General features: G+C 65.6%; 27 protein-coding genes. 15 read left to right on the forward strand and 12 right to left on the reverse strand.

What is annotated here, in order from left to right; genetic code table 11:
• Positions 1-94 precede the first annotated feature (94 nt).
• The 6 genes from ACILR9_RS03645 to ACILR9_RS03670 are packed head-to-tail and all read left to right on the forward strand — an operon-like array spanning position 95 to position 5,523.
• On the forward strand, positions 95-1,729 hold the full coding sequence (locus tag ACILR9_RS03645; protein WP_395708534.1) for a terminase TerL endonuclease subunit: 1,635 nt from the start codon (positions 95-97) through the stop codon (positions 1,727-1,729).
• A complete protein-coding gene (locus ACILR9_RS03650; RefSeq protein WP_395708535.1) occupies positions 1,726-2,058 on the forward strand; it encodes an HNH endonuclease in 333 nt (110 codons plus the stop codon). The genes ACILR9_RS03645 and ACILR9_RS03650 overlap by 4 nt, the downstream gene beginning before the upstream one ends.
• The gene (locus ACILR9_RS03655; RefSeq protein WP_395708536.1) at positions 2,043-3,305 is read left to right on the forward strand and encodes a phage major capsid protein; all 1,263 of its coding nucleotides are present in this window, start codon (positions 2,043-2,045) and stop codon (positions 3,303-3,305) included. Before ACILR9_RS03650 ends, ACILR9_RS03655 begins: the two co-directional genes overlap by 16 nt.
• Positions 3,306-3,893 carry an HK97 family phage prohead protease gene (locus ACILR9_RS03660; RefSeq protein WP_395708537.1) on the forward strand — a complete coding sequence of 196 codons (588 nt, stop codon included), beginning with the start codon at positions 3,306-3,308 and terminating at the stop codon, positions 3,891-3,893.
• Positions 3,893-4,444, forward strand: a complete 552-nt coding sequence (locus ACILR9_RS03665) for a hypothetical protein (protein ID WP_395708538.1) — start codon at positions 3,893-3,895, stop codon at positions 4,442-4,444. The genes ACILR9_RS03660 and ACILR9_RS03665 overlap by 1 nt, the downstream gene beginning before the upstream one ends.
• Positions 4,441-5,523: a phage portal protein gene (locus ACILR9_RS03670; protein WP_395708539.1), complete on the forward strand. Its 1,083-nt coding sequence runs from the start codon at positions 4,441-4,443 to the stop codon at positions 5,521-5,523. The genes ACILR9_RS03665 and ACILR9_RS03670 overlap by 4 nt, the downstream gene beginning before the upstream one ends.
• Here the strand turns inward: ACILR9_RS03670 and ACILR9_RS03675 are convergent.
• Positions 5,520-5,720, reverse strand: coding sequence for a YodC family protein (locus ACILR9_RS03675; protein WP_395708540.1), 201 nt, complete (start codon positions 5,718-5,720; stop codon positions 5,520-5,522). The two genes, ACILR9_RS03670 and ACILR9_RS03675, sit on opposite strands and share 4 nt — an antisense overlap.
• Positions 5,721-5,975: 255 nt before the next feature.
• Here ACILR9_RS03675 and ACILR9_RS03680 point away from each other — a divergent pair, with 255 nt between their 5' ends.
• The 8 genes from ACILR9_RS03680 to ACILR9_RS03715 all read left to right on the forward strand — a co-directional run bounded on the left by ACILR9_RS03680 (position 5,976) and on the right by ACILR9_RS03715 (position 10,011).
• Complete coding sequence (locus ACILR9_RS03680) at positions 5,976-6,215, forward strand: hypothetical protein (RefSeq protein ID WP_395708541.1); 240 nt, start codon at positions 5,976-5,978, stop codon at positions 6,213-6,215.
• Complete coding sequence (locus ACILR9_RS03685) at positions 6,212-6,487, forward strand: hypothetical protein (RefSeq protein WP_395708542.1); 276 nt, start codon at positions 6,212-6,214, stop codon at positions 6,485-6,487. Before ACILR9_RS03680 ends, ACILR9_RS03685 begins: the two co-directional genes overlap by 4 nt.
• Positions 6,484-6,873, forward strand: a complete 390-nt coding sequence (locus ACILR9_RS03690; RefSeq protein WP_395708543.1) for a hypothetical protein — start codon at positions 6,484-6,486, stop codon at positions 6,871-6,873. The genes ACILR9_RS03685 and ACILR9_RS03690 overlap by 4 nt, the downstream gene beginning before the upstream one ends.
• A complete protein-coding gene (locus ACILR9_RS03695; RefSeq protein ID WP_395708544.1) occupies positions 6,870-7,082 on the forward strand; it encodes a hypothetical protein in 213 nt (70 codons plus the stop codon). The genes ACILR9_RS03690 and ACILR9_RS03695 overlap by 4 nt, the downstream gene beginning before the upstream one ends.
• A 126-nt stretch (positions 7,083-7,208) precedes the next feature.
• Positions 7,209-7,775 carry a MerR family transcriptional regulator gene (locus tag ACILR9_RS03700; RefSeq protein WP_395708545.1) on the forward strand — a complete coding sequence of 189 codons (567 nt, stop codon included), beginning with the start codon at positions 7,209-7,211 and terminating at the stop codon, positions 7,773-7,775.
• Between the two features lie 298 nt (positions 7,776-8,073).
• Positions 8,074-8,379, forward strand: coding sequence for a helix-turn-helix domain-containing protein (locus ACILR9_RS03705; RefSeq protein WP_395708546.1), 306 nt, complete (start codon positions 8,074-8,076; stop codon positions 8,377-8,379).
• Between the two features lie 68 nt (positions 8,380-8,447).
• Positions 8,448-9,380, forward strand: coding sequence for a tyrosine-type recombinase/integrase (locus tag ACILR9_RS03710; protein ID WP_395708547.1), 933 nt, complete (start codon positions 8,448-8,450; stop codon positions 9,378-9,380).
• Between the two features lie 13 nt (positions 9,381-9,393).
• Positions 9,394-10,011: a hypothetical protein gene (locus ACILR9_RS03715; RefSeq protein ID WP_395708548.1), complete on the forward strand. Its 618-nt coding sequence runs from the start codon at positions 9,394-9,396 to the stop codon at positions 10,009-10,011.
• A 9-nt stretch (positions 10,012-10,020) separates the two neighbouring features.
• On the opposite strand, the gene ACILR9_RS03720 is transcribed toward ACILR9_RS03715, so the two are convergent.
• From ACILR9_RS03720 to ACILR9_RS03760, 9 genes are all read right to left on the reverse strand, one after another.
• A complete protein-coding gene (locus ACILR9_RS03720; protein ID WP_395708549.1) occupies positions 10,021-12,282 on the reverse strand; it encodes a xanthine dehydrogenase family protein molybdopterin-binding subunit in 2,262 nt (753 codons plus the stop codon).
• Positions 12,283-12,570: 288 nt separating this feature from the next.
• A complete protein-coding gene (locus tag ACILR9_RS03725) occupies positions 12,571-12,876 on the reverse strand; it encodes a hypothetical protein (RefSeq protein WP_395708550.1) in 306 nt (101 codons plus the stop codon).
• A gap of 157 nt (positions 12,877-13,033) precedes the next feature.
• Positions 13,034-13,570 carry a MerR family transcriptional regulator gene (locus ACILR9_RS03730; protein ID WP_395708551.1) on the reverse strand — a complete coding sequence of 179 codons (537 nt, stop codon included), beginning with the start codon at positions 13,568-13,570 and terminating at the stop codon, positions 13,034-13,036.
• A gap of 18 nt (positions 13,571-13,588) precedes the next feature.
• Positions 13,589-13,906, reverse strand: a complete 318-nt coding sequence (locus ACILR9_RS03735) for an integration host factor subunit alpha (protein ID WP_395708552.1) — start codon at positions 13,904-13,906, stop codon at positions 13,589-13,591.
• Positions 13,907-14,037: 131 nt separating this feature from the next.
• Positions 14,038-15,009 (reverse strand): beta-ketoacyl-ACP synthase III, encoded by a 972-nt coding sequence (locus tag ACILR9_RS03740; protein ID WP_395708553.1) that lies wholly within the window; start codon positions 15,007-15,009, stop codon positions 14,038-14,040.
• Positions 15,006-16,085, reverse strand: coding sequence for a phosphate acyltransferase PlsX (gene plsX, locus ACILR9_RS03745; RefSeq protein ID WP_395708554.1), 1,080 nt, complete (start codon positions 16,083-16,085; stop codon positions 15,006-15,008). Before plsX ends, ACILR9_RS03740 begins: the two co-directional genes overlap by 4 nt.
• Positions 16,086-16,136: 51 nt before the next feature.
• Complete coding sequence (rpmF, locus tag ACILR9_RS03750; RefSeq protein WP_395708555.1) at positions 16,137-16,331, reverse strand: 50S ribosomal protein L32; 195 nt, start codon at positions 16,329-16,331, stop codon at positions 16,137-16,139.
• A gap of 115 nt (positions 16,332-16,446) precedes the next feature.
• The gene (locus tag ACILR9_RS03755) at positions 16,447-16,968 is read right to left on the reverse strand and encodes a YceD family protein (RefSeq protein WP_395708556.1); all 522 of its coding nucleotides are present in this window, start codon (positions 16,966-16,968) and stop codon (positions 16,447-16,449) included.
• A 72-nt stretch (positions 16,969-17,040) separates the two neighbouring features.
• The gene (locus ACILR9_RS03760) at positions 17,041-17,535 is read right to left on the reverse strand and encodes a ubiquinol-cytochrome C chaperone family protein (RefSeq protein ID WP_395708557.1); all 495 of its coding nucleotides are present in this window, start codon (positions 17,533-17,535) and stop codon (positions 17,041-17,043) included.
• A 96-nt stretch (positions 17,536-17,631) separates the two neighbouring features.
• Between ACILR9_RS03760 and ACILR9_RS03765 the strand changes: the two genes are divergently transcribed.
• On the forward strand, positions 17,632-18,105 hold the full coding sequence (locus ACILR9_RS03765; protein ID WP_395708558.1) for an outer membrane protein assembly factor BamE: 474 nt from the start codon (positions 17,632-17,634) through the stop codon (positions 18,103-18,105).
• A 117-nt stretch (positions 18,106-18,222) separates the two neighbouring features.
• On the opposite strand, the gene ACILR9_RS03770 is transcribed toward ACILR9_RS03765, so the two are convergent.
• Both ACILR9_RS03770 and ACILR9_RS03775 read right to left on the reverse strand, forming a co-directional pair.
• Positions 18,223-20,328 (reverse strand): sodium-translocating pyrophosphatase, encoded by a 2,106-nt coding sequence (locus ACILR9_RS03770; protein WP_395708559.1) that lies wholly within the window; start codon positions 20,326-20,328, stop codon positions 18,223-18,225.
• A gap of 172 nt (positions 20,329-20,500) precedes the next feature.
• A complete protein-coding gene (locus tag ACILR9_RS03775) occupies positions 20,501-21,736 on the reverse strand; it encodes an MFS transporter (RefSeq protein WP_395708560.1) in 1,236 nt (411 codons plus the stop codon).
• Positions 21,737-21,816 lie beyond the last annotated feature (80 nt).

Raw genomic sequence — 21,816 nt, forward strand, 5'->3', positions numbered from 1 at the left:
CAACCGACAAGCTGCCTGTCAATCTGTGTGTCCCCGCGCGTCCCCGCTCCGCCCTTCGATGTGGCGAGCGTGGCGCGCATCATCACGCAACAAAATGACCGACGCTGCCAACACCGCACCTGACCGTGCGCGCAACAATCGTGCGCGTGCCGGCTCGCGGGTCCCAATGCCTGGAAATGAGCCAGAGGGGCCGAACCGCTGGAGACCTGTCGCTTTCTCGCTCTCTGACGAAGCCATCGCCTTCTTGCACACCTTGCGGATCCCCGAGGGGCCCCATGCTGGCGAGAAGATTCGGCTGGCAGAGTTCCAGCAGCGCTTCATCCGGGGCGGGCTGGCAGACGGCGTCTCGATTGCTGCTCTCTCGGTCGGTCGCGGGGCCGGCAAGACGATGTTGGGTGCCGGGCTCGCCTTGGGCGCGCTGCTGGGCAAACTCGACAGGCAGCCGCGGCGCGAGGTCATCGTCGGCGCCAAGACCCGCGACCAAGGCCAGATTGCCTGGCGCTTCGTGGAAGGACTGGCGGCCTCGCTGCCGGTAGCGACCCGTAAGAAGCTGACCTTCGTCCGGGCGCCTCGCTTGGAGGTGCGCTACGAGGGCGACGGCGGCGGCCATGCTCTCCGCGTGCTGGCCAGTGACGCCCGCAATGCGCTGGGACTGGCCCCGGTCTTTGCCCTACTGGATGAGCGCGGCTTCTGGGACCCTGACAAGGGGGACGCCCTGGAGGCGGCCATCTTCTCGGCGCTGGGCAAGCGCGCCGGCCGGGCCATGGTCATCTCGACGTCGGCCCCCACCGACTCGCACAGCTTCTCTCGGCTGCTCGACGAGCCCGGCGAGGGCGTCTACGTGCAGGAGCATCGCGCACCTGATGGCTGCGCACCCGACGATATCGAGGCGCTGAAGCTCGCCAACCCAGGCGCCGTTGAGGGCATCGGCTCGAGTATCGAGTGGCTGCAGGCGCAGGCGCGCCGCGCGATCGCCAGAGGCGGCTCGACACTCTCCAGCTTCCGCTTGTTCAATTTGAACCAGCGCGTGAGCGATGAATCGCGGGCCGTGCTCATTTCGACGGACCAGTGGCTACGCTGTGAAGCGCAGGAGCTGCCGTCGCGGCAAGGCCCGCTGGTCTGCGGTATCGACCTGGGCGGTTCATCGTCCATGTCCGCATGGACAAACTTCTGGCCCGAGACGCAGCGCCTGGAGTGCTACGGCGCGTTCCCGAGTTCGCCGTCGCTGCTCGACCGTGGCCGGCACGACAGCGTCAACGACCGATACGTCGAGATGCACAAGCGCGGCGAGCTGATGACGCTGGGCGGCGCCGTCGTCCCGGTGCACGAGTTCGTGGCGGCCATGCTGGCGAAGCTCGACGGCCATCCCATCGCCGCTATCTGCTGCGACCGCTTTCGCCAAGCCGAGTTCATCGAGGCGCTCGCCAAGACGGCGCTGCGCATCGTGCCGACCTGGCGCGGACAAGGATGGAAGGACTCCGGAGAGGATACCGAGCGCTTCCGGCAGATGGTGTTTGACCAGCGCGTGAAGGCGAAGCCCTCGCTCTTGCTGCGCAGCGCCTTCGCTGATGCCGTCGTGCTGGTAGACCCCACGGGCGCGGCCAAGATAGCCAAGGGTCGCTCGCTCGGGAGAATTGACCCCGCTGCCGCCTCGGTCCTGGCTGTCGCTGAAGGCGCCCGGCTACTGGCGCGCACCGCGAAAAAAGCTCGACCTGCGGTGTGGGCATGAGCGCTGTGCATCATGACCGCCGGTGGCCCGCCCTGCGCCTCGCTGCGAAGCGACGCGATGGGTGGAAGTGTGTGGGCACGTTGCCTGACGGCGACGCGTGCGGTGCGCGCGGCCGACTCGAGGTCGACCATATCAAGCGCGCTCGATTGCGACCTGACTTGGCCTACAACCTCGACAATCTCCAGACGCTTTGCATTGCATGCCACATCCGGAAATCACGGGCCGAGCTTGGCTTGCGCTCCGACCCGACGCACGCGGCATGGAATGAGTTAGTGCGTCAGCTGCAACTCCCCTCGAAAAAGGAAACAAGCGAATGTTGGAATCAGTGAAGATTTCTCGCCGTCAGAGCGAGATTCGTCAGGCCCTCGCCGGCTTGGTTGGCAAGGCGACGCCGACCGAAGACGAGACGCGGCAGATGGAATCGTTCGACTCGGAATACCGGACCAACGAGACGCGCTTCCGCGCCGCGCTCATCGCCGAAGACAGCGAACGGCGCGACGCTGGCAAGGACCTGGAGACCCGTGGCACAAAGGAATGGCGCGAGCTGGTCGGCCGTTTCGAGCTGCGCCAGGTCGTGTTGGCGCTCGACGAGGGCGCGACGCTGAACGGGCCGACGCAGGAGATCGTGTCGGAGATGCGCGGCGCCGGCGGCTATCGCGGCATGCCGGTTCCGTGGGCGGCCCTGGAGCGTCGCGCTGGTGAGACCGTCGCCTCGGGCGTGTTCGACCCGACCGAAATCAAGCCGGTCATCGACCGCCTGTTTCCCGACAGCGTCGCGGCTCGCATGGGCGCGCAGATGATTAACATCGACACCGGCCTGGTCGAGTTCCCAATCGTCTCGGGCTCTGTGACTGCCGGCTGGGCATCGACCGAAACCGGCAACGTCGCAGGCCCGACCGTCTTCGCCACGACCGAGCGAGCACTGTCGCCGGACCAGAACGTCGGCATTCAGGTCAAGCTCACCCGCAAGACCCTGAAGCAAAGCGGCGCGGCATTGGAAGCCGCAGTCCGGCGTGACATCAACGGCACGATTGGCACCGTGATGGATGCCGGCGTGTTCAATGGCACCGGCTCGAGCGGCCAGCCGCTGGGAGTCATTTATGGCCAGTCGACCTACGGCTACGGCACGACGGCCGTCAGCGCCGCCGCCGCGGCGGCAGTGTTCCGCACCGTCGCCGCTACCTTTATGGTCGGCAACTCGGCGAACGGGCCCGGCGACGTGAAGATTCTGGCGCACCCGCAGGCCTGGACCTACATGGACGCGGCGCTGGTGTCCGGGACGGCGGTCTCACAGTGGGACCTCCACCTGAAGAACTTCTCGGCGGCGAACAACGTGCTTTCGTCGCTGGCGACGTTGACCGCAGGAACCCCGGACACGTCGGTCGCGCTTCTGACCACGAGCGCCGGTGGCGTCCCCCCGATTTTCATCGGCGCCTGGGGCGGCATCGACTTGATTCGTGACGCCGTGTCGGACGCTCAATCGGGAATGTTGAGGCTGACTGCGATTGCGACAATCGACGTCAACGTCTCGCGGCTGGCGCAACTGCATTTGCTCACCGCTCTGCAGGTCGAGTAGATGCTGTTCGGCGGCTTCTCTCCCGGCGGCCTCGAAATCCGGCAGGACGGAGACGGTTCACGCCGTCTTCGTGGCCGGTTCCCCTATGGTCGTCGGACGGTACTCGGCGAGGGCAAGCGCGTCACGATGGAAGAGCAGTTCGCCGCTCGCGCCTTCGCGCCACGTGTCAACGTGACCGGCGAGGACATTCACCTGCTCTTCGGTCACGATTTCTCGCGCCCGCTCGCCAGCCGCGCGACCGGCACGCTGGAGATCCGGGACAACGATGACGCGCTCACGTTCGATGCCGTCATCACGTCACAGATTGCGACAACGACACATGGCCGCGACGCCCTGGCGTTGATGGATTCAGGCCTCGCCGCAGGCCTCTCGCCCGGCTTCACGGTGCCCGATGACCCCGGCGCCGAATCGGTGGTGCGCGAACCTCGGGCGCTCATCCGGACCATTCGAGCTGCCAGGCTGTGGGAGCTTTCAGTCGTGACCCGGCCAGCATATCCCGAGGGTACGGTCACGGCTCGCAATTGGCGGCCTACCAGTGAGCGAGCGGACGCCGGCCTGCAGCGCATGCTCACTCGATGGAGGGCTTGATGAATGCGGTGCTCATCTTCGTCAACGAGGCATTGCCCGATGAATATCCGGCAACGCCAGAAGGCCTGAGCGACGCGGCTACCGCCATCAACGCCGACATGGTGTGGCAGCGCATCGAGTCGTACGTCTGCACACGCTACACTGAGCGCGCCGTCGAGTTCATCGTCGAGGGGCCCGGCGACTGGCGGCCGCCGCTGAAGCCGGTCACGCTGGCCACTGTCGAGGAATGGCGCGGCGAAACCTGGGTGAACACGACACTCGCACCGTCGCCGCTGGGCGGATTCATCCTGAAAGGCTGCGGCCCATATCGCTTCACCGGCATTGCCGGCGAAGACGATGCCGACATACCCGCCACCGTCACAGAAGCGTTCCGCCGCATCATCGAGTACATGGCCGGCATCGACGAGAGCGACAGACCCGGCGCCCGCAGCGTGACGGAGGCAGTGCCAGACGTGCACAGCACGACCATTGAGCGCTCGCCGACATGGATGGCGCAGGCGCTGCAGAACAGCGGTGCGGCCGACCTGCTGCGCAATCTCAGGAGGGCATGACCTTGGCTTGGTACTGGCCCTTCAAAACTGGGTTGAAGAACAACCCGGTTTCTGAGCAGCGCTCGAGCATGAGCGGCTTCACGGTGGAGTTGATGGCGGCGCGCGAATCCTACATCTCCGGCCGCCGTGGCGTCGCAGAGCTGACAGGCACCGCACAGAGCTGCATTTCCCTGTGGGAGAACGGCTTTGCCCTCGCCGATGTCATCGGCGCTGATATTCTCGACCGTCGTACCATGGCGATGTTGGCGCGTTCGCTGGCGCTGCGGGGCGAGGCGCTCTTCCTGATTCGCGACAAGCTGACGCCGTGTAGCGACTGGGACTTGTCGACGCGCTTTGGAGTGCCGCGCGCCTATCGTGTCAGCATTTCCGAGGCGGGCGGCGGCACCACGCAGACGGTGCTCGCCGCGGAGGTGATGCACATCAGGATCGGTAGCGACGTCGCGGCACCCTGGATAGGCACCGCGCCATTGCGGCGCGCATCGCTCACGGCCGGCTTGCTGCAGGCCGTCGAGTCAGCGCTCGGCGAGGTCTACGAGAACGCACCAATCGGCAGTTCCATCATCCCGTTCCCTGAGGCGCCCGACGTCGACATGGTGACGATGGCGCGCGACTTCCGCGGGCGCCGCGGCCGGGTGCTCTTGCGTGAGAGCGTGAACGTCAGCGCGGCCGGCGGCCCGGCGCCACAGACCGATTGGAAGCCTCAGGACGTCACGCCAAACCTGCAACAGGCGATGACGACAGAGAGCCTGGCTGCGGCGCGCGAGTCGGTATGCGGCGTGTTCGGCGTGCTGCCGGCGCTGTTCGATGCGGCCGCGCAAGGTCCGCTGGTCAGAGAAGCGCAAAGGCATCTCTGCACGTGGACGCTGCAGCCGCTTGCCGAGCTGCTCGCCGAGGAAGCCTCAGAGAAGCTCGGCGCGAAGGTCGCAATCGACACGCTGCGACCGACGCAGGCCTTCGATGCCGGCGGCGCGGCACGCGCGGTGTCGACGCTCGTGCAGGCGATGTCGCAGGCCAAGGAAGTCGGGCTCGACCCGGCTGCGGTGGCTGGGGTGTTCAAGCGGCTAGACTGGGAGAACTAGACAGAGAGCCGGTCGTTGACCTTTTCCAAGAGTGTAGCCGCGAAGTTGCCCGACTTCTGTTGGTGCTTATCATCAAACCAAACGACGTCGATGTCCCCCTCACCGTGGTACGTCTGAACGGTCATTTTGGGTCCGCCCGAACGAAGGCGCACGACATCCCCTTCCTTGAAACTTGGTTCGCTCATATTTCGTCCCATTCAGTTGTGAACGATCTACGTTGACACAACCGCCGTCGGCGCGCATCCTCTCTGTGCTGCTAGTAACAGCGAGATGTGCAGGCGGATACCGACCCCGAAAGCTGTCGGCATTTTTGTGCCCAGCGTTCATGTCGGGAGTGCGCGGATATAATACCCGCGAGGGGAAGAAGCGCGCCGGTCCTGCACCGGTTACTAGCTCCCGGCGCCAGCGCCGTTCCGCTGGCAAGGCCTAGTAAGCCTTATGCAGGAGTGCAAATGTCTACTTCACCACATGCCGGCCACGTCGGCGATTTGACCTGGATAACCGAGGTCGACAGGCGGCGAAACATGGTCGCCATTCACGCGACCCATGGCCAGTATCGCGAAGCAAATCTGTCGTCGTCACTGTGGCTCGCACCCGATGAGGCCGAGAAGCTGGGCCGCGCGCTGCTCGACGCCGTCGCCAGCTGGCGCTCCGATGAAGCAGCCAAGGCCTGGACTGGAGGTGCGCAATGAGACGCCCCGACATCCTCCGCCCCCTGTCGCCGTCGCTGTGCGTGCCCATCATCAACGGCAAGGTCGCAGACCTGCGCATGCAGAAGGTCAACATTCAGCACGCGGCTAACCTGCTGTGCGTCGTCGCCGACCAGACTGGTCCACTGTGGGCTCATGTTCAGTACCTCGCCGAACGGATACTCGACCACACCCACGAAATGGACCACCTGCTGGCCGGGATGACGTACGTGGCGGGGCATCTGCACCCCGGCTATCCGAGGCCCGAACGATGAGCGACCGTCGCGCACACCGGCGAGCGATGGCGCGCTTCGCTGTCGAGGCCGGCCTCGAGCCGCGGGCCGTGGCGCTCCTGCAGTACATCATCGAGTGGGGCGACCTCGTTGAGGCGCCCCCGACCGAGATGGGCGCGAAGTGGCTGCTCGTGCCGCTGACGCCGACCGCCTTCGACGCGCTCTGCCTGTTCGAGGCAGACCTCGCCGACTACGGCAGCGACCACGACGACCGGGAGCCCGATGTCGACGCCGAGCCCGACGTTGACGAGGACGATGGCAGCCACGAACCGAACGTCGCGGCTGTCGAGCGCTTTCGGCAAGGCGACGTCCGGTCGATGGAAAGTCTGACGGCGCTCGACTACCTCGCCGGAGCGGGCGTCGCATGATGGGCGAAAAGCGCGAGATCGAGCGGTCTGACCTGCGCGACATGCAGACCGCAATCATGGGCGCCGAGGCCATCTTCATCGCTCTGTCATGGATCGATGAAGGCTACCTCGATGGCACCTACTCGGACCCGCATCGTCTCTCCAACGTGCGCTCCAACCTGCTCGCCGCGGGCGAGACGCTCTGCCGGGTGACGGCGGCCCGCTTCTGACGACCTGCGAAGAGGGCGGGCAACCGCCCCTTTCACGGCCGGGGCGGGAGACTGCCCCGGCCGCATCCATTGCTCGTTTGAGCAATTGCTGTTGCTCATCTGAGCAATTCATGGTCTATTGCTCAAATGAGCAGCGGCCCCACCCCCATCCATTTTGACCGATCCGACATCACGATGAGCGATGCCGCACGGCTCGCCCGTGTCGAGGAAAAGACCATCCGGAATTGGATTGCCCGCGACATGCTCAACATCGGACAGAAGATTGGCTCGCGCTGGACCTTCAATTTCTATGACGTGCTTCATCTCAAGGTGGCCAGCTACCTTGTGAGCTGTGCCCGCATGGAGCCAGCCGTTGCTGCTGACATCGCCCCCCATGTCGGGAAACTCGTTTCCGACCGTGCACTGCAGAAATCGGAACGCAATCCGCGCACCGGCAAGCTTGTCGAACATGAAGCCGGATACAAGCACTGGCAGTGCGTGCTGATTGGCTTCAACGGTAACACGGTTGCCTTTGCGACCACTGGCACCGATCCGTCTCGCCGCGATCCGCCGCGATATATCGAGGGCGACCGAAATGTGAACTGGCTGCACCGGCCTTATGTCTCCGTCCCTGCCGACTCACTGGCCATGGAACTAGTTTTCGACCTGGAGCGACTGCGCGACGGCAAGCCGCTCGACGGAGAGCAGGGCTAATGACCCTTGGTCGCGCGACCCGGCCCCGCCCGCGCCTGGGCACTCAAGCTCTCTCGGCGCCGAGAGAGCAGGTCGCACTCCACCCCGGCGAGGCGAGTCCGCCATGTGACCGGGGTGGAGTTTTCATCATCGGCCGCAAGCGCATCGCCTTCGCGTTGAAGCGCTCGCCGCGCACCGTGAGCAGGTGGTTGCGCTCAGGCGTGTTGCCGGTGGTGAAGCTCGGCCCCTTCGAGAACTCCCTACTCGCAGTCCGCGTCGCCGACGTCGAGCGGCTGGCGGCTATGGAGGAGCCGGTCTCGTGACCGAACTGCGCACGCCGGACGAAACGGCCGCCCGCCTCCGATGCTCTCGGAAGACGCTGAGCAGCTACGTCCGCGACGGCAAGCTGCGGTACGTCATCATGGGAAGCGGGACGAAGCGCCCGCGCAAGATGTTCACAGACCCCGACATCGACGATTTCATCGAACGCCAGACGCGTAGGGACGTGCCATGTCCGTCTACCTCTCCCCGAAATCGCCGTACTACCAGTACGATTTCCAGTGGCGAAATCGTCGCTTTTTCGGCTCTACGCAACGCACGAATCGCCGAGAAGCTGAAGCGGTAGAGCGCGCCGAGAAGGAGCGCGTCAAGCAGGAGGCGAAGGCCTCGCAGGCTTCATCGACGTCGCTGAAGATGGACGATGTCGCCGGCCGATACTGGGGCGAGGTCGGCCAGCATCATGCCGGCTCGACCGACACTTGGCGCGATGTCGAGCGCTTGGTCGACTACTTCACGCCAACGAAGCTGCTCACCGAGATCTCCGACGACGACGTGACCCGCCTCGTGGCCTGGCGTCGTGGGCATCGCGTCGTGCGCTCCAAGAAGCACAAGGCCGAGTCCCCGCTCGTCAGCAACGCCACCGTGAACAGGTCGACGACCGAGGTGCTCAAGAAGCTGTTCACGCGCGCCAAGAAGAACTGGGGCGTGCGCTTCGAGAACGAGCCCGATTGGAAGTCCCATCTCCTGCCGGAACCGCAGGAGCGCATACGCGAGCTCGTCGGCGACGAATGGGAGAAGCTCGAGGGCGCGACGCGCGACGACTACGTGCCGTTCCTCACCTTCGCCCGAGCGTCCGGCCTCCGGCTCCGGGAATGCCTGCTACGCTGGCCCGAGGTCGATTGGGACGCCCGCCAAATCAGGAAGCTCGGCAAGGGCAAGAAGCTGGTGACCGTGCCCATCACCCCGACCATTCGCGGCATCCTGTGGCCGCTGCGCGGGCAGCATGCCGAGCATGTCTTCACCTACGTCGCTGCGCGGACCCGTGCCGGCCGGGTGAAGGGCAAGCGCTATCCCCTCACCTACTCCGGCGTCAAAATCGCGTGGCGCCGACTGCGGGCCAAGGCTGGCGTGACTGACTTCCGGTTCCACGACATCCGGCACGACGTCGGCACCAAGCTCCTGCGCGAGACCGGCAACCTGAAGCTGGTGCAGAAGGCGCTGAATCACTCCGACCTCAAGACCACCACGCGCTATGCGCACGTGCTGGAAGACGAAGTTGCGACGGCAATGGAACGCGTCGCCAAGTCCCGGGCAAAGTCCCGGAAACCCGCCCGCGAGGCAAGCTAAGGAGTTGAAGACATTGGATAATTTCAGCACCAGCGCCCATCACTGGGGGACTGGGGGTCGTCGGTTCAAATCCGGCCGCCCCGACCATTCATCGTGCAGGCCCGAAGGGCGCAGCAGCGCCGATGTGGAGCCACCTCTGCGGGCTGCCGCCGCGGCAATTGAAGTCCATACCCCGACTATGGTGAAACAGTTCCGTTGCCCCGGCGGTCTTCGCGTCTGGAGCGCGCCTCGAAGCGGCAGCGAGATCAAGTTCATCTTTCGAGAGATATTCGAAGATTGGTGGTACGAGCGACATGGCGTGACAATCCGCGATGGCGACGTTGCCCTCGATATCGGAGCCAACGTCGGACTGTTTGCGCTCTCGCTGATGGAGCGCTTCGACGGACTGAGCATCGTCTGCCTCGAACCGGTGCCGCTTACCCGCGCCTGTTTGGAGCGCAACATCGCGGAGTCGCGATGGCGAGGTCGCCATCAGGTGACGATTCTGGCGGATGCTGCCGGCTCCGCGAATGCCGACGCCATGATCACCTATTTCAGCTTGTTGCGGACGAAGCGCGCCGGCCTGCCGCCGATGACATCGCTCACCACCGTGCACGACCTCCCCCGTAAGACGGGGGAGGCAAAGGAATGAGTGACGGGGCTAGTCGGCCGCGCGCGGCAACGGCTCGGGCTCGAGCGCTGCCAGCACCTTGGGCGGCGACATCGGCAGGCTGTCGAAGCGAATGCCGAGCGCGCCGTGCAGGGCATTGGCGACCGCCGCCATCACTGGAACCAGCGGCACCTCGCCGACGCCGCGCACGCCCTGCGGATGCTTGGGATTGGGGATTTCGATCATCACGGCATCCAGCATCGGCAGGTCCGACGTGACGGGCATGCGATAGTCGAGGAAGCCCGCGTTATCGAGCTTGCCGTTCTTGTCGTAGATGTATTCCTCGCTCAGTGCCCAGCCGATGCCCTGGGCGACGCCGCCCTGCAACTGGCCCTCGACGTAGTCGGGATGGATGGCGCGTCCGACATCCTGGAAGGCGGTGTAGCGCACGACCCAGACGCGTCCCGTGGCCGGGTCTACCTCGACGTCGCAGATGTGGGTGCCGAAGCCGCCTTCCGCGCCGATCGTGTTGCTCGCCGCGGCCTCGCCGATCGGTCCGCCGGTCTCGCTGGCCCGCGCAGCGAGCTGGGCCAGCGACAGCGGGTCGAACTTGCCGGCATTGTCGCCGGCCGGCTTGGCTTCGCCGTTATCCCAGCTGACGGCATCAGGATCGATCTTCCAGATCTTGGCGGCGCGGCGACGCAGGTCGGTGATGACCTTCTCCGCCGCCTGCGTGACCACCATGGCGGAGGCGAAGGTGACGCGGCTGCCGCCCGTCAGGTTCGAGAAGCCGACACTGCTGGTATCGCCGATCAGCACCGTCACCTTGCTGTGATCGATGCCCAGGATCTCGGCGGCGATGTTGGCCGTCGAGGCGCGCGAGCCGCCGATGTCGGGATGGCCGGTCATCACGACCACGGTGCCGTCCTCGTTGATGCGCATGGTGGCGCTCGATTCGCCCCCGGCGTTGAACCAGTAGCCGCTCGCCACGCCACGGCCCTGATTGGGCTTGAGCGGCGCCTTGTAGTGCGGATGGGCGAGCGCCTGCTTCACCGTCTCCTGGTAGCCCATGACCGGGTAGACCGGACCATGCACCGCCTTGGTGCCCTGCTTGGCGGCGTTCTTGAGACGCAGCTCGAGCGGGTCCATCTTGAGCTTCTCGGCGAGTTCGTCCAGCACGCATTCGACCGCATAGGCACCGATCGGCGCGCCGGGGGCGCGGTAGGCAGCAACCTTCGACCGGTTGGAGACGACGTCGTAGCCCTTCGTATAGGCGTTGGGGATGTCGTAGGGTCCGAAGGCGCACCCGGCGGCACCGCGGATCGGCGAACCCGGGAAGGCGCCGGCCTGCAGCCAATAGGTTCCCTCGCCGGCGACGATGGTGCCGTCCTTCTTCGCGCCGATCTTGACCTTGCTGACCGAGCCCGAGGTCGGACCGGAAGCGCGGAAGACCTCCTCGCGCGACATCACCATCTTGACCGGCCGGCCCGACTTGCGCGCCAGGATCAGCGCCAGCGGCTCCAGGTAGATGATGGTCTTGCCGCCGAAACCGCCGCCGATCTCGGCCGGAATGGCACGGATGTCGCTCTGAGCCATGCCGGTCAGCAAGGCGGACATGGCGCGGACCATGAACTGGCCCTGGCTCGAGCTCCAGATCGTGGCCTTGCCGTCGACGACGCTGACGAGGCAGGCATGCGGCTCGATGTAGCCCTGGTGCACGGCCTCGGTCTTGAAGCTGCGCTCGACGATCACGTCGGCTTCCTTGAAGCCCGCCTCGACGTCGCCCTTCTTGTGCTCGAGCGTGCCGGCGATGTTGGAAGGCTTGCCCTCGAACTTGACGTGGTCATGCAGCGGGGTCGCGGCCGGCTTCATCGCGTCCTCGACATCGATCGCCCACGGCAGGATCTCGTAGTCGACCTTGATCAGCCCGAGGGCCTCGGCCGCGATCGCCTGGGTGGTCGCCGCGATGGCGGCCACGGGATGGCCGTGGAACAGCGCCTTCTCGCGCGCCATCACGTTGCGGCACATCCAGCGCATGTCCTGGATGCCCAGCATCACCGGCCCCTTGTCGATCGGGAAATCGACGATGTCCTTGGCCGTCACCACCGCCTTGACGCCCGGGAAGGCCTCGGCCGCCGAGGTATCGATCGACTTGATCCGGGCATGCGGATGAGGGCTGCGCAGCACCTTGCCCCAGATCATGCCCGGCATGGTGGTGTCGGCGGCATAGGCCGCCCGTCCCGTGACCTTGTCCGCGCCATCCGGCCGCGGCGTACGCTTGCCAATCCACTTGTTGTCGGCTGTGTCGGTCATGGCTGATCGTCCTGTTCGTTCGGTGAGCGATGCGAATTCACCCGACGATCAGAACGAGTCGCGACGGCGAGATCAAGCCCTGCGTGCATGATCTCTGCGCATCCTAGTATCTTGGCGATGGCTGGACTGCATTCTCATGTTCCTCCCCAACTCCGTTGGGGAGATGTCGCCGTCTTCGGCGACGGAGCGGGACTGAGGCTCATGACCCCTCCGCCCCGTATGACGGGGCACCTCCCCAGCGCAGCTGGGGAGGAGAGTGAAAGGCGCGCCCTAAAGTGGCAAAGACTGTCAGCCCTCGCCGACGACCCGCCGTCCTGACATTGTCAATTTACAGACCAGCCAGCCCGGTTTCAGCGGGTTGTTGAACCATGGCTCGGCCCAGCCTACCTGGAGGCAGCGCCGTACGATGGCGGCGTCGATTTCCTGGCCGTCAAGATCGAACAGCGGCAGCTTGCCACCCGGCTGGGTCAGCCCCCGCCGCAGGTAGAGCAATTCATGTAGAGTTGGAGCAATAACCTCCAACTCATTGTCGTTCAAAGCATTTAGATGAAACAGGTGCGTCCAATCTGGAACGCGATCCAAATCTGCGAACACGGCGGCGTCCCCCTCTGACGTTGCCGGCTAATCAGTAAAATATAAGATGATCAGGTGGTTACAGCCCTTTCTTCGCGCTCTCCACCCGACTTCGTGGGTATCCCGAACCCTGGCAAGACCCCGACCCGCGACCCCCCGGTGGCGTGTCAGCCCCTGATCAGTTGTTCGTCTTGAGCGTGCTGCGCAATTGGGTCAGCGCCTGCTCGAGATCCTCGAGCACGGCTTCGATTTCGCGCCGCTTGTGAAGGTCGAGCATGGTGGCCCGCGGCGTGTTGGTCGCCGGCTGCGGCCCGGTCCGGGGCAGCGGCTGGCGCTGGTTGCCCTGCGCCATCGCCTCGGCGCGTGCCGAGACGATCCGCAGGCTTTCCAGGGCACTCTCGGCGGCGAGATCGAGCCGCTGCTGCTGCGGCGGCAGCCGCCCGCGGCCTTCCTTCAGCAGGCGCTGAACGCCCTTGATAGTGTAACCGTCCTCGTACAGCAGGGACCGGATCCGGCGCAGAAGATCGATATCCTCCGGCCGGTAGTAACGTCGGCCGCCGCCGCGCTTCAGCGGACGGACCTGGCTGAACTTGCTTTCCCAGAAGCGCAACACGTGCTGAGGCACGTCGAGCTCGGTGGCGACTTCGCTGATGGTGCGAAACGCCTGCGCCGATTTCTCGACCCGCCTTTCCGTGGCCTGAACCGAAACGGCCATGACCTACCCCCCGATTGACTACTGTCCCTTGCTCTCGTCGGGCGCCCCATTGATCAGAGATTTGAGAACGTTCGACGCTCGAAAGACGAGTACCCGCCGCGGCAGGATCGGGACCTCCTGCCCGGTCTTTGGATTGCGACCGACACGCTGGCCCTTGTCGCGAACCGTGAAGCTTCCAAATGAGGAAACCTTCACCGATTCGCCACGCGCCAAGGCTTCGACAACCTCCGACAAGATTGTCTCGACCAGATCGCTCGATTCGTTGCGAGACAGGCCCACTTCCTGGAACACCGACTCGCTCAGATCGGCACGCGTGATTGTCCGGCCTTCTTCCATCCGGTACCCTCTTTCCCCCTTAGTTAATCCTTACTCTAAGGTGGGAAAGCGGTCAATATCAGGAGGATAGACGCTGGCCTTTAATTGGCGTCTGTTCGCCTTCCGTTGCGCCTCTCGCGTCTTGACGATGCCTACCAGCGCACCAGCGAGGCACCCCAGGCCAAGCCGCCGCCGATCCCTTCCAGCAGCAGCAGATCGCCGCGCTGGATTCGGCCGTCCTTGACGGCCACGTCGAGGGCGAGCGGGATCGAGGCGGCCGACGTGTTGGCATGCCGATCGACGGTGACCACGACGCGCTCGGGCGGCAGGCCGAGCTTGCGGCCGGTGCCGTCGATGATGCGTTTGTTGGCCTGATGCGGCACCAGCCAATCGATGTCGGTGGCCTGAAGACCGGCCTTCTCCAGCACCTCGCCGACCACCGCCGCCATGTTGACCACGGCGTGCTTGAAGACTTCCTTGCCCTCCATGCGCAGATAGCCGGTGGTCCTGGTCGAGGACGGGCCGCCATCGACATAGAGGATGTCGTGCTGGCGGCCGTCGGAATGCAGCGCGTTGGCGAGAATGCCGCGATCGGCCGACGTGCCGGCGCCCTGCTCGGCCTTGAGCACGATCGCGCCGGCGCCGTCACCGAACAGCACGCAGGTGCCGCGGTCGTTCCAGTCGAGGATGCGCGAGAAGGTCTCGGCGCCGATCACCAGGGCCGTCGAGGCGACACTGCTGCGCAACAGGCTGTCGGCCACCGACACGCCGTAGACGAAGCCCGCGCACACCGCCTGGACATCGAACGCAGCCCCCTTGGTCATGCCGAGCGCCGCCTGCACGCGGGTCGCGGTGGCGGGAAAGGTTTCGTCCGGAGTCGCCGTGGCGAGCACGATCAGATCGAGATCGGCGACCGTGAGCCCGGCATGGTCGAGAGCACGCTGCGCCGCCTTGATCGCGAGATGCGAGGTGAACTCGCCATCGGCCGCGATGTGGCGCTGGCGGATGCCGGTACGCTGGCGAATCCAGTCGTCCGAGGTGTCCAGGGTCTTGGCAAGCTCGTCGTTGGTGACGACCCTCTCCGGCAGGTAGGCGCCGCACCCCTGTACGACCGAACGAATCACGCAGCCCCTCCGCTTGCCTGCAGCGCCGACGTCGACGGCGCCTCGGCCGGCGACCGCACGTGCTGCAGCCTGCCCAACCCCTCGATCAGCTTGCTCTTGTACTCGTAGCGCACGAGGTCGACTGCGACGCCGATGGCATAGGCGAAACCCAGCGCGTCCGTGCCGCCATGGCTCTTCACGCACACGCCGTCGAGGCCAAGGAACACGCCGCCATTGTAGCGCCGCGGGTCGACGCGCTTGCGCATCTTGCGAAAGGCGCCGTACGCGAACAGGCCGCCGATCTTGGCGAAGGTCGACGTCCGGAAGACCTCGCGCACCCACTGGGTGTAGAGCTTGGCGGTGCCTTCGATCGCCTTCAGCGCGACATTGCCGGTGAAGCCGTCGGCCACCACGACGTCGATCTTGCCGGAACCGATATCATCACCCTCGACGAAGCCGTGGAAGTCGACCGGCGAGCCTTCGGCGCGCAGCAGTGCAGCGGCCTGCCGCAGTTCCTCGTGACCCTTCATTTCCTCGGAGCCGACATTGAGCAGGCCGACCCGGGGGCGATCGAGGCCGAGCAGCACTTGCGCGAAGACGCTGCCCATCACCGCGAACTCGGCAAGATTGTCGGCGTCGCAATCGAGATTGGCGCCCAGATCGAGCATCACGGTCTCGCCGCGCGCGGTCGGCAGGAACGACGCGAGCGCCGGCCGATGCGCGCCCGGCAGCATGCGCATCGCCACCATCGAGATGGCCAGCAGCGCGCCGGTATTGCCCGCCGATACCACGGTGTCGGCGCGCCCCTGCGCCGCCGCTTCGACGGCCAGCCACATGCTCGACTTGCGGCGGCGGCGCAGCGCGAAGGACGGCTTGTCCTCGGCCAGCACCGCGTCCTCCGCCGCCACGATCTCGAGCACCGACGCCAGGCCCTTGCGCTTGTCGACCAGCGGTTTCAGCCGCGCCGGATCCCCGAACAGCAGGAAGCTCGTGCCCGGGTAACGTTCGCGCGCAATATCGGCGCCGGTCACCACGACATCGGGCGCACGATCACCACCCATGCCGTCGAGCGCCAGGACGATCTTGCCCCCGCTCACCACGTATTCCTGCCTGTCGGATGCCAGCGCATCGCCGGCAGCGTGCCTGGTCTACTTCTCGGCCGACGTGCTGTCGGCCAGGACCGGCATGTCCTCGCGATAGTAGCCGCAATGCGAGCACACCGCGTGCGGCCGCTTCAGCTCGCCGCAATTCTTGCACTCGACATAGGCCATCGAGGGCACGGCGTGGTGGGCCCGGCGCATGTTGCGGCGGGACTTCGAAACCTTCTTCTTGGGAACGGCCATGACAATCTCCACGACGGGGCGGCACCGGCAGCCTGCCCCAAAAAACGCTGCAGCCGCGCTCTAGCGGCGCGGCGGGCCGGCTTCTCTAGCCAAAACCCACCATCACCGCAAGAATTTAGCGTCCGCGGCCCGGTTTGTCTCTGAGCGCCGCCAGGCCGGCGAAAGGATGCCGGCGCTGGTCCGGCGGCCCGCGGCGGCCTGGATGGCGCGGCTTGGGCATCACGTCCTCGAGCCGGGCGCCCGGCCGCCGGGGATACGGGTCGGCGGCGAGCGACAGCTGCTCGGCGACGATCTCGCCGACGTCGAGCAGGTTTCCCGACAACGGCTCCGGCGCATCGGCCTGCGCACTCAGCACCGCCTCGCCGTTCTCGGGGTCGCGGTCGTCGGAAAGGTCCTTCTTGAAGACGATGCGGAAGGTGTCGTCCAGATCCTGGTTCACGGGGTCGAGGGTGAGCACGCAGGCTTGCACGATCCGTCCGCGCAGGCGCCCTTCGACGACGATCTGGCCGCCCAGCCGGCGATCGACGGTCACCCGGGCCGACAGGGCCGGAAGGCCGAGAAAGCCGAACCGCTTGGCCAGCGCCGCTCGCTCGCTGTCGCTTGCGACGATGTCGAGAGCCGCGCCGCCCGGTCCCATGCGGTCCAGGTCGACGACTCTCTCGATTTCTGATTTTGTTTCTTTTTGAGGTACTTGCGACATCTTTTTTATCTACTTGACCAGGAGGTTGCGCGGTGTTTCCGCCAGCCACGCCGCATACTGCCGTACATGGCCGGCAAGCCGTTCCACGGCCTGATCGTCGACAGGCGGCCTACCGCCATAGGCGTTGCGGCGCAAGGCCTCAAGTAGCTGATCGGACGTTCCGACGAGCGCCTCCCGATAGGCGAGCGCCCGGCCATGCAGCCCCTCGGCCATGATCTTGATGCGCCGCCCGACGCCCAGATCCTGGACGCCGATCTCGCGCAGGGTGAGATCGAGGTGGCGGAACATGGCGTCGAAAAATGCCTGCGCCAGGGCTTCGCCATCCGGTTCCCGGCGCAGGCGATCGATCGCGAGCGCGGCATGCAAGGCAAGCGCATCGAAGCGGCCGTCGAGGGTATCGGGAATGCCGCACGCCTCGAACAGCTCCGGCGCACGGGCCCGCTCGGCCGTCCGGGTATAGAGGGCGGTGGCGAAGGCATCTTCTGGCTTGCGGCGGCGAAACACCGGCGACGGGCCTCTTGGCTAGCGCGGTTGACCTGCCGCGCCCGTCGCGACATCTTCCGCTCAGCCCTTCTCTCCGACGAAACAAAGAACCAGTCCATGCGTCGCGCCGTCCCGCTCGCCCTCGCCCTGCTCGCCGTGGCCGCGTGCGAGAGCAGTACCGCCATCCGCGGATTCGCGCCGTCGCCCGGCTCGGTCGACAAGCTTGAGGTCAACACCCAGAGCCGCGAGGACGTGCAGCGCCTGATCGGCTCGCCGTCCGCGGTCGCGACGTTCAATCCCAACGTTTGGTACTACATCAGCCAGAAGCAGGAATCCTGGGGACCCAAGCGACCCTGGATCAGCGAGCAGAACGTCATCCAGATCACATTCAACGATTCCGGTCGCATCTCCTCGCTCAAGTACTACGATCTCGAGGACGCCAAGGACATCACCATGGTGGCGCGGATCACGCCGACCTCGGGCAAGGAGCTCACCGTCCTCGAGCAGCTGCTTGGCAACGTCGGCAAGTTCACCGGCCCGGCCAAGCAGACCGGCGGCAACCCCGGAGCGCCCACCGGCGGCGGCGGCTAGAAGGGCATTCTCCCGGGTTGAGGCACAGGAACAGGCGCCAGCTCCGGGGATGAACAGCGCAAATGAAAAGCCCCGGTCTTGCGACCGGGGCTCTTGCTTTGACTCCTGCAAGGCCGCTCAGTGCGCGAGCACGGCGAGCAGCAGCAGGGCCACGATATTGGTGATCTTGATCATCGGGTTCACCGCCGGGCCAGAGGTGTCCTTGTAGGGATCGCCGACGGTGTCGCCGGTGACGGCAGCCTTGTGGGCTTCCGAACCCTTGCCTCCGAAGTGACCCTCTTCGATGTACTTCTTGGCATTGTCCCACGCACCGCCGCCCGCCGTCATCGAGATGGCGACGAACAGGCCGGTGACGATGACGCCGAGCAGCATGGCGCCGACCGCGGCGAAGGCGTCGGCGCGGTTGGCGATGGCGCTGATGACGATGAACAGCACGATCGGCGACAGCACCGGCAGCAGCGACGGGATCATCATCTCCTTGATCGCGGCCTTGGTGAGCATGTCGACGGCGCGGCCATAATCAGGCCGGTCCTTGCCTTCCATGATGCCGGGCTTTTCCTTGAACTGCCGGCGAACCTCCTCGACGACTGACTGAGCGGCACGGCCGACCGCCAGCATCGACATGCCGCCGAACAGGTACGGCAGCAGGCCGCCGATCAGCAGGCCGACCACGACGTAGGGGTTCTTGAGCGAGAACTCGACGGATTTGATCCCGAGCTTGCCCTGAGCGATGAAGTAGTCGAGGTCCGACGTGTAGGCCGCGAACAACACCAGGGCGCCGAGGCCGGCCGAGGCGATGGCATAGCCCTTGGTGACGGCCTTGGTCGTGTTGCCGACGGCGTCGAGCGCATCGGTGTTCTTGCGAACTTCCTTCGGCAGTCCCGACATCTCGGCGATGCCGCCGGCGTTGTCGGTGACCGGGCCATAGGCGTCGAGCGCCACCACCATTCCGGCCAGCGCCAGCATGGCGGTGGTGGCGATGGCGATGCCGAACAGGCCGGCCAGCAGGTAGCAAACGACGATGCCGGCACAGATGAGCAGCGCCGGCAGGGCGGTGGCTTCCATCGACATCGCCAAGCCGGCAATGACGTTGGTGCCGTGGCCCGTGACCGACGCCTGGGCGACCGCCTTGACCGGCCGGTAGTCGGTACCGGTGTAGTACTCGGTGATCCACACGATCAGGCCGGTGACGGCGAGGCCGACCAGCGCGCACCAGAACAAGGTCGATCCGTGGAACGTAAGATTACCAACCTTCAGTTCCGTGCCGGATCCGACCACCCAGTCGGTGACGAACCAGATGGCGGGGATCGACAGCACGGCGGCCGCGATCACGCCCTTGTACATCGCCCACATGATGTTGCCGTCGGAGCCGAGGCGCACGAAGTAGGTGCCGATGATGGAGGTGATGATGCAGACGCCGCCGATGGCCAGCGGGTAGAGCATCAGCTTGGTGACCAGGGCCTGGTTGCCGGCGAAGAAAATCGACGCCAGCACCATGGTGGCGACCGTGGTCACCGCGTAAGTCTCGAACAGGTCGGCCGCCATGCCGGCGCAGTCGCCGACATTGTCGCCCACGTTGTCGGCGATGGTCGCCGGGTTGCGCGGGTCATCCTCCGGAATGCCGGCCTCGACCTTGCCGACCATGTCGCCGCCGACATCCGCGCCCTTGGTGAAAATGCCGCCGCCCAGACGGGCGAAGATCGAGATCAGCGAGGCACCGAAGCCCAGCGCCACCAACCCGTCGATCATCTCGCGGCTGCCGATGGTCACGCCCATCTTGATCAGCACGGAGAAGTAACCGACGACGCCCAGCAGGGCCAAGCCCGCAACCAGCATGCCGGTAACCGCGCCCGCCTTGAAGGCGAGGTCGAGACCCTGCCCCAGGCTCTTCTGGGCGGCGACGGCGGTTCGCACGTTGGCGCGCACCGAAACGTTCATGCCGATGAAGCCGGTCGCGCCGGACAGCACGGCGCCGATCAGGAAGCCGATGGCAGCGTATTTGCCGAGCAGAATGAAGAGCAGCACGAGCACGACCACGCCGACGATGGCGATGGTGGTGTACTGGCGGCGCAGGTAGGCGGCGGCGCCCTCCTGCACGGCCTGCGCAATCTCCTGCATCCGCGCAGTGCCCGAATCGGCCGCCATGACCCGCGAGGCGGTGACGACGCCGTACAGGACGGCGATGACACCGCACGCGATGACGGCCCAGAGGATGGTGGACATATTGAATTAACCTGTTGTTTTTACGGCAATCTCCGCCCGGCGCATGCTGAAGTACGGTCTCTCCCCGGCGCAAGGCGGGCCGGAAAATGGCAGAACGCTTCCCGCTGCGCAACCCGCGCTGGGAAAAACCCCGCTGCCTCAAGGGCTTGGCTTCCGGCCTGCGACCGGAATTCTACGCCCGCGAGGGGCGCAAAAGGCGATAGGCGCTGATCACCAGGAGAGCAACGACGACCAGCGCCAGGGCGAAGTAGTTGAGCATCGCCCACCCCTCGATCTCGAGCACCACGCTCGCCATCAGGCTGGCTACCGTGGTCGTGCCGAAGACCATGAAATCGTTGAACGCCTGCGCCTTGCCGCGCTCGGCCGGCCGATAGGTGGTGGTGAGCAGCGTGGTCGCGCCGACGAACAGGAAATTCCAGCCGACGCCGTTCAGGCTGAGCGCGATCCGGAAGTTCCATACGGTCACTCCCATCAGGGCCACCACGACGCCCAGCACCAGCAATGCGATACCCGCCGTCATGACGTTGAACAGGCCGAACCGCTGGATCAGGTGACCGGTGAAGAAGGCCGGCACGAACATGCCCATGACGTGGACGAAGATCGTGATCGGCGCCTCGCCCTTGTCGAGGCCGCACTGCACGATGGCGAGCGGCGATGCGGCCATGACGAACGACATGACGCCGAAGGCGATCATGCCGCCAGCGCAGGCCACCATGTAGGCCGGCTGGGTGACGATGGTGGACAAGGAGCGCTGCGGGCCGCTCGAATCCTCCGCCTTCACGGTCGGGAACTCGATGAAGCCCAGCACCACGAAGACGATGGCGTGGATGAAAATGACGGCGCAGAAGCTCGCCTGGAACGTCGGCAGCCACAAATCGGGCGTGAAGCGCGCGAGCCCCGGCCCGATGATGCCGGCAATGACGCCGCCCGCAGTCACGTAGGAAATCGCCTGGGCGCGGAAATGTCCGGGCGCCAGCTCGACGGCGGCGAAGCGGTAGAGCTGCATGTTGGCGATGCCGTAGCCCATCATCAGGCCGCCCATGCACATGATCGGGAAGCTGGCGAGGCCGAGCCCGATGGCGGCGCACGACGCCCCCGCCATGCCCATCGCCGAGCCCGAGCGAAAGCCGAACTTGCGGCCGCGCCGCATCATCAGAATCGAAGCCGGGAAAACCGAGAGCATGACTCCGAGATGCTGCATGGTGACCGGCAGATTTGCCCACATGCGCATGTCGGGCGAGACGATGGTCAGCACAGCGAGTGCAGAGGAGGCGAACATCAGCGTGTTGCTGCTCTGGGTCAGCGCCTGGCAGATCGCCAGCAGGGCGATGTTGCGCAGGGCGCGACGCGGTATCGCGCCTCCGGTAGACTGTGCCGCCGTTCTCTCTACCTTGTTCGATCCATCCATCGGGCGCGCACCATAGTCGCCGCCCCCTTCCGCCCCAAGCGATTAGAACGAGGGCCGGCGCAGCCCAGACCTGCTATTTC

It is taken from the genome of Reyranella sp., assembly GCF_044224635.1.
GTDB lineage: Bacteria > Pseudomonadota > Alphaproteobacteria > Reyranellales > Reyranellaceae > Reyranella.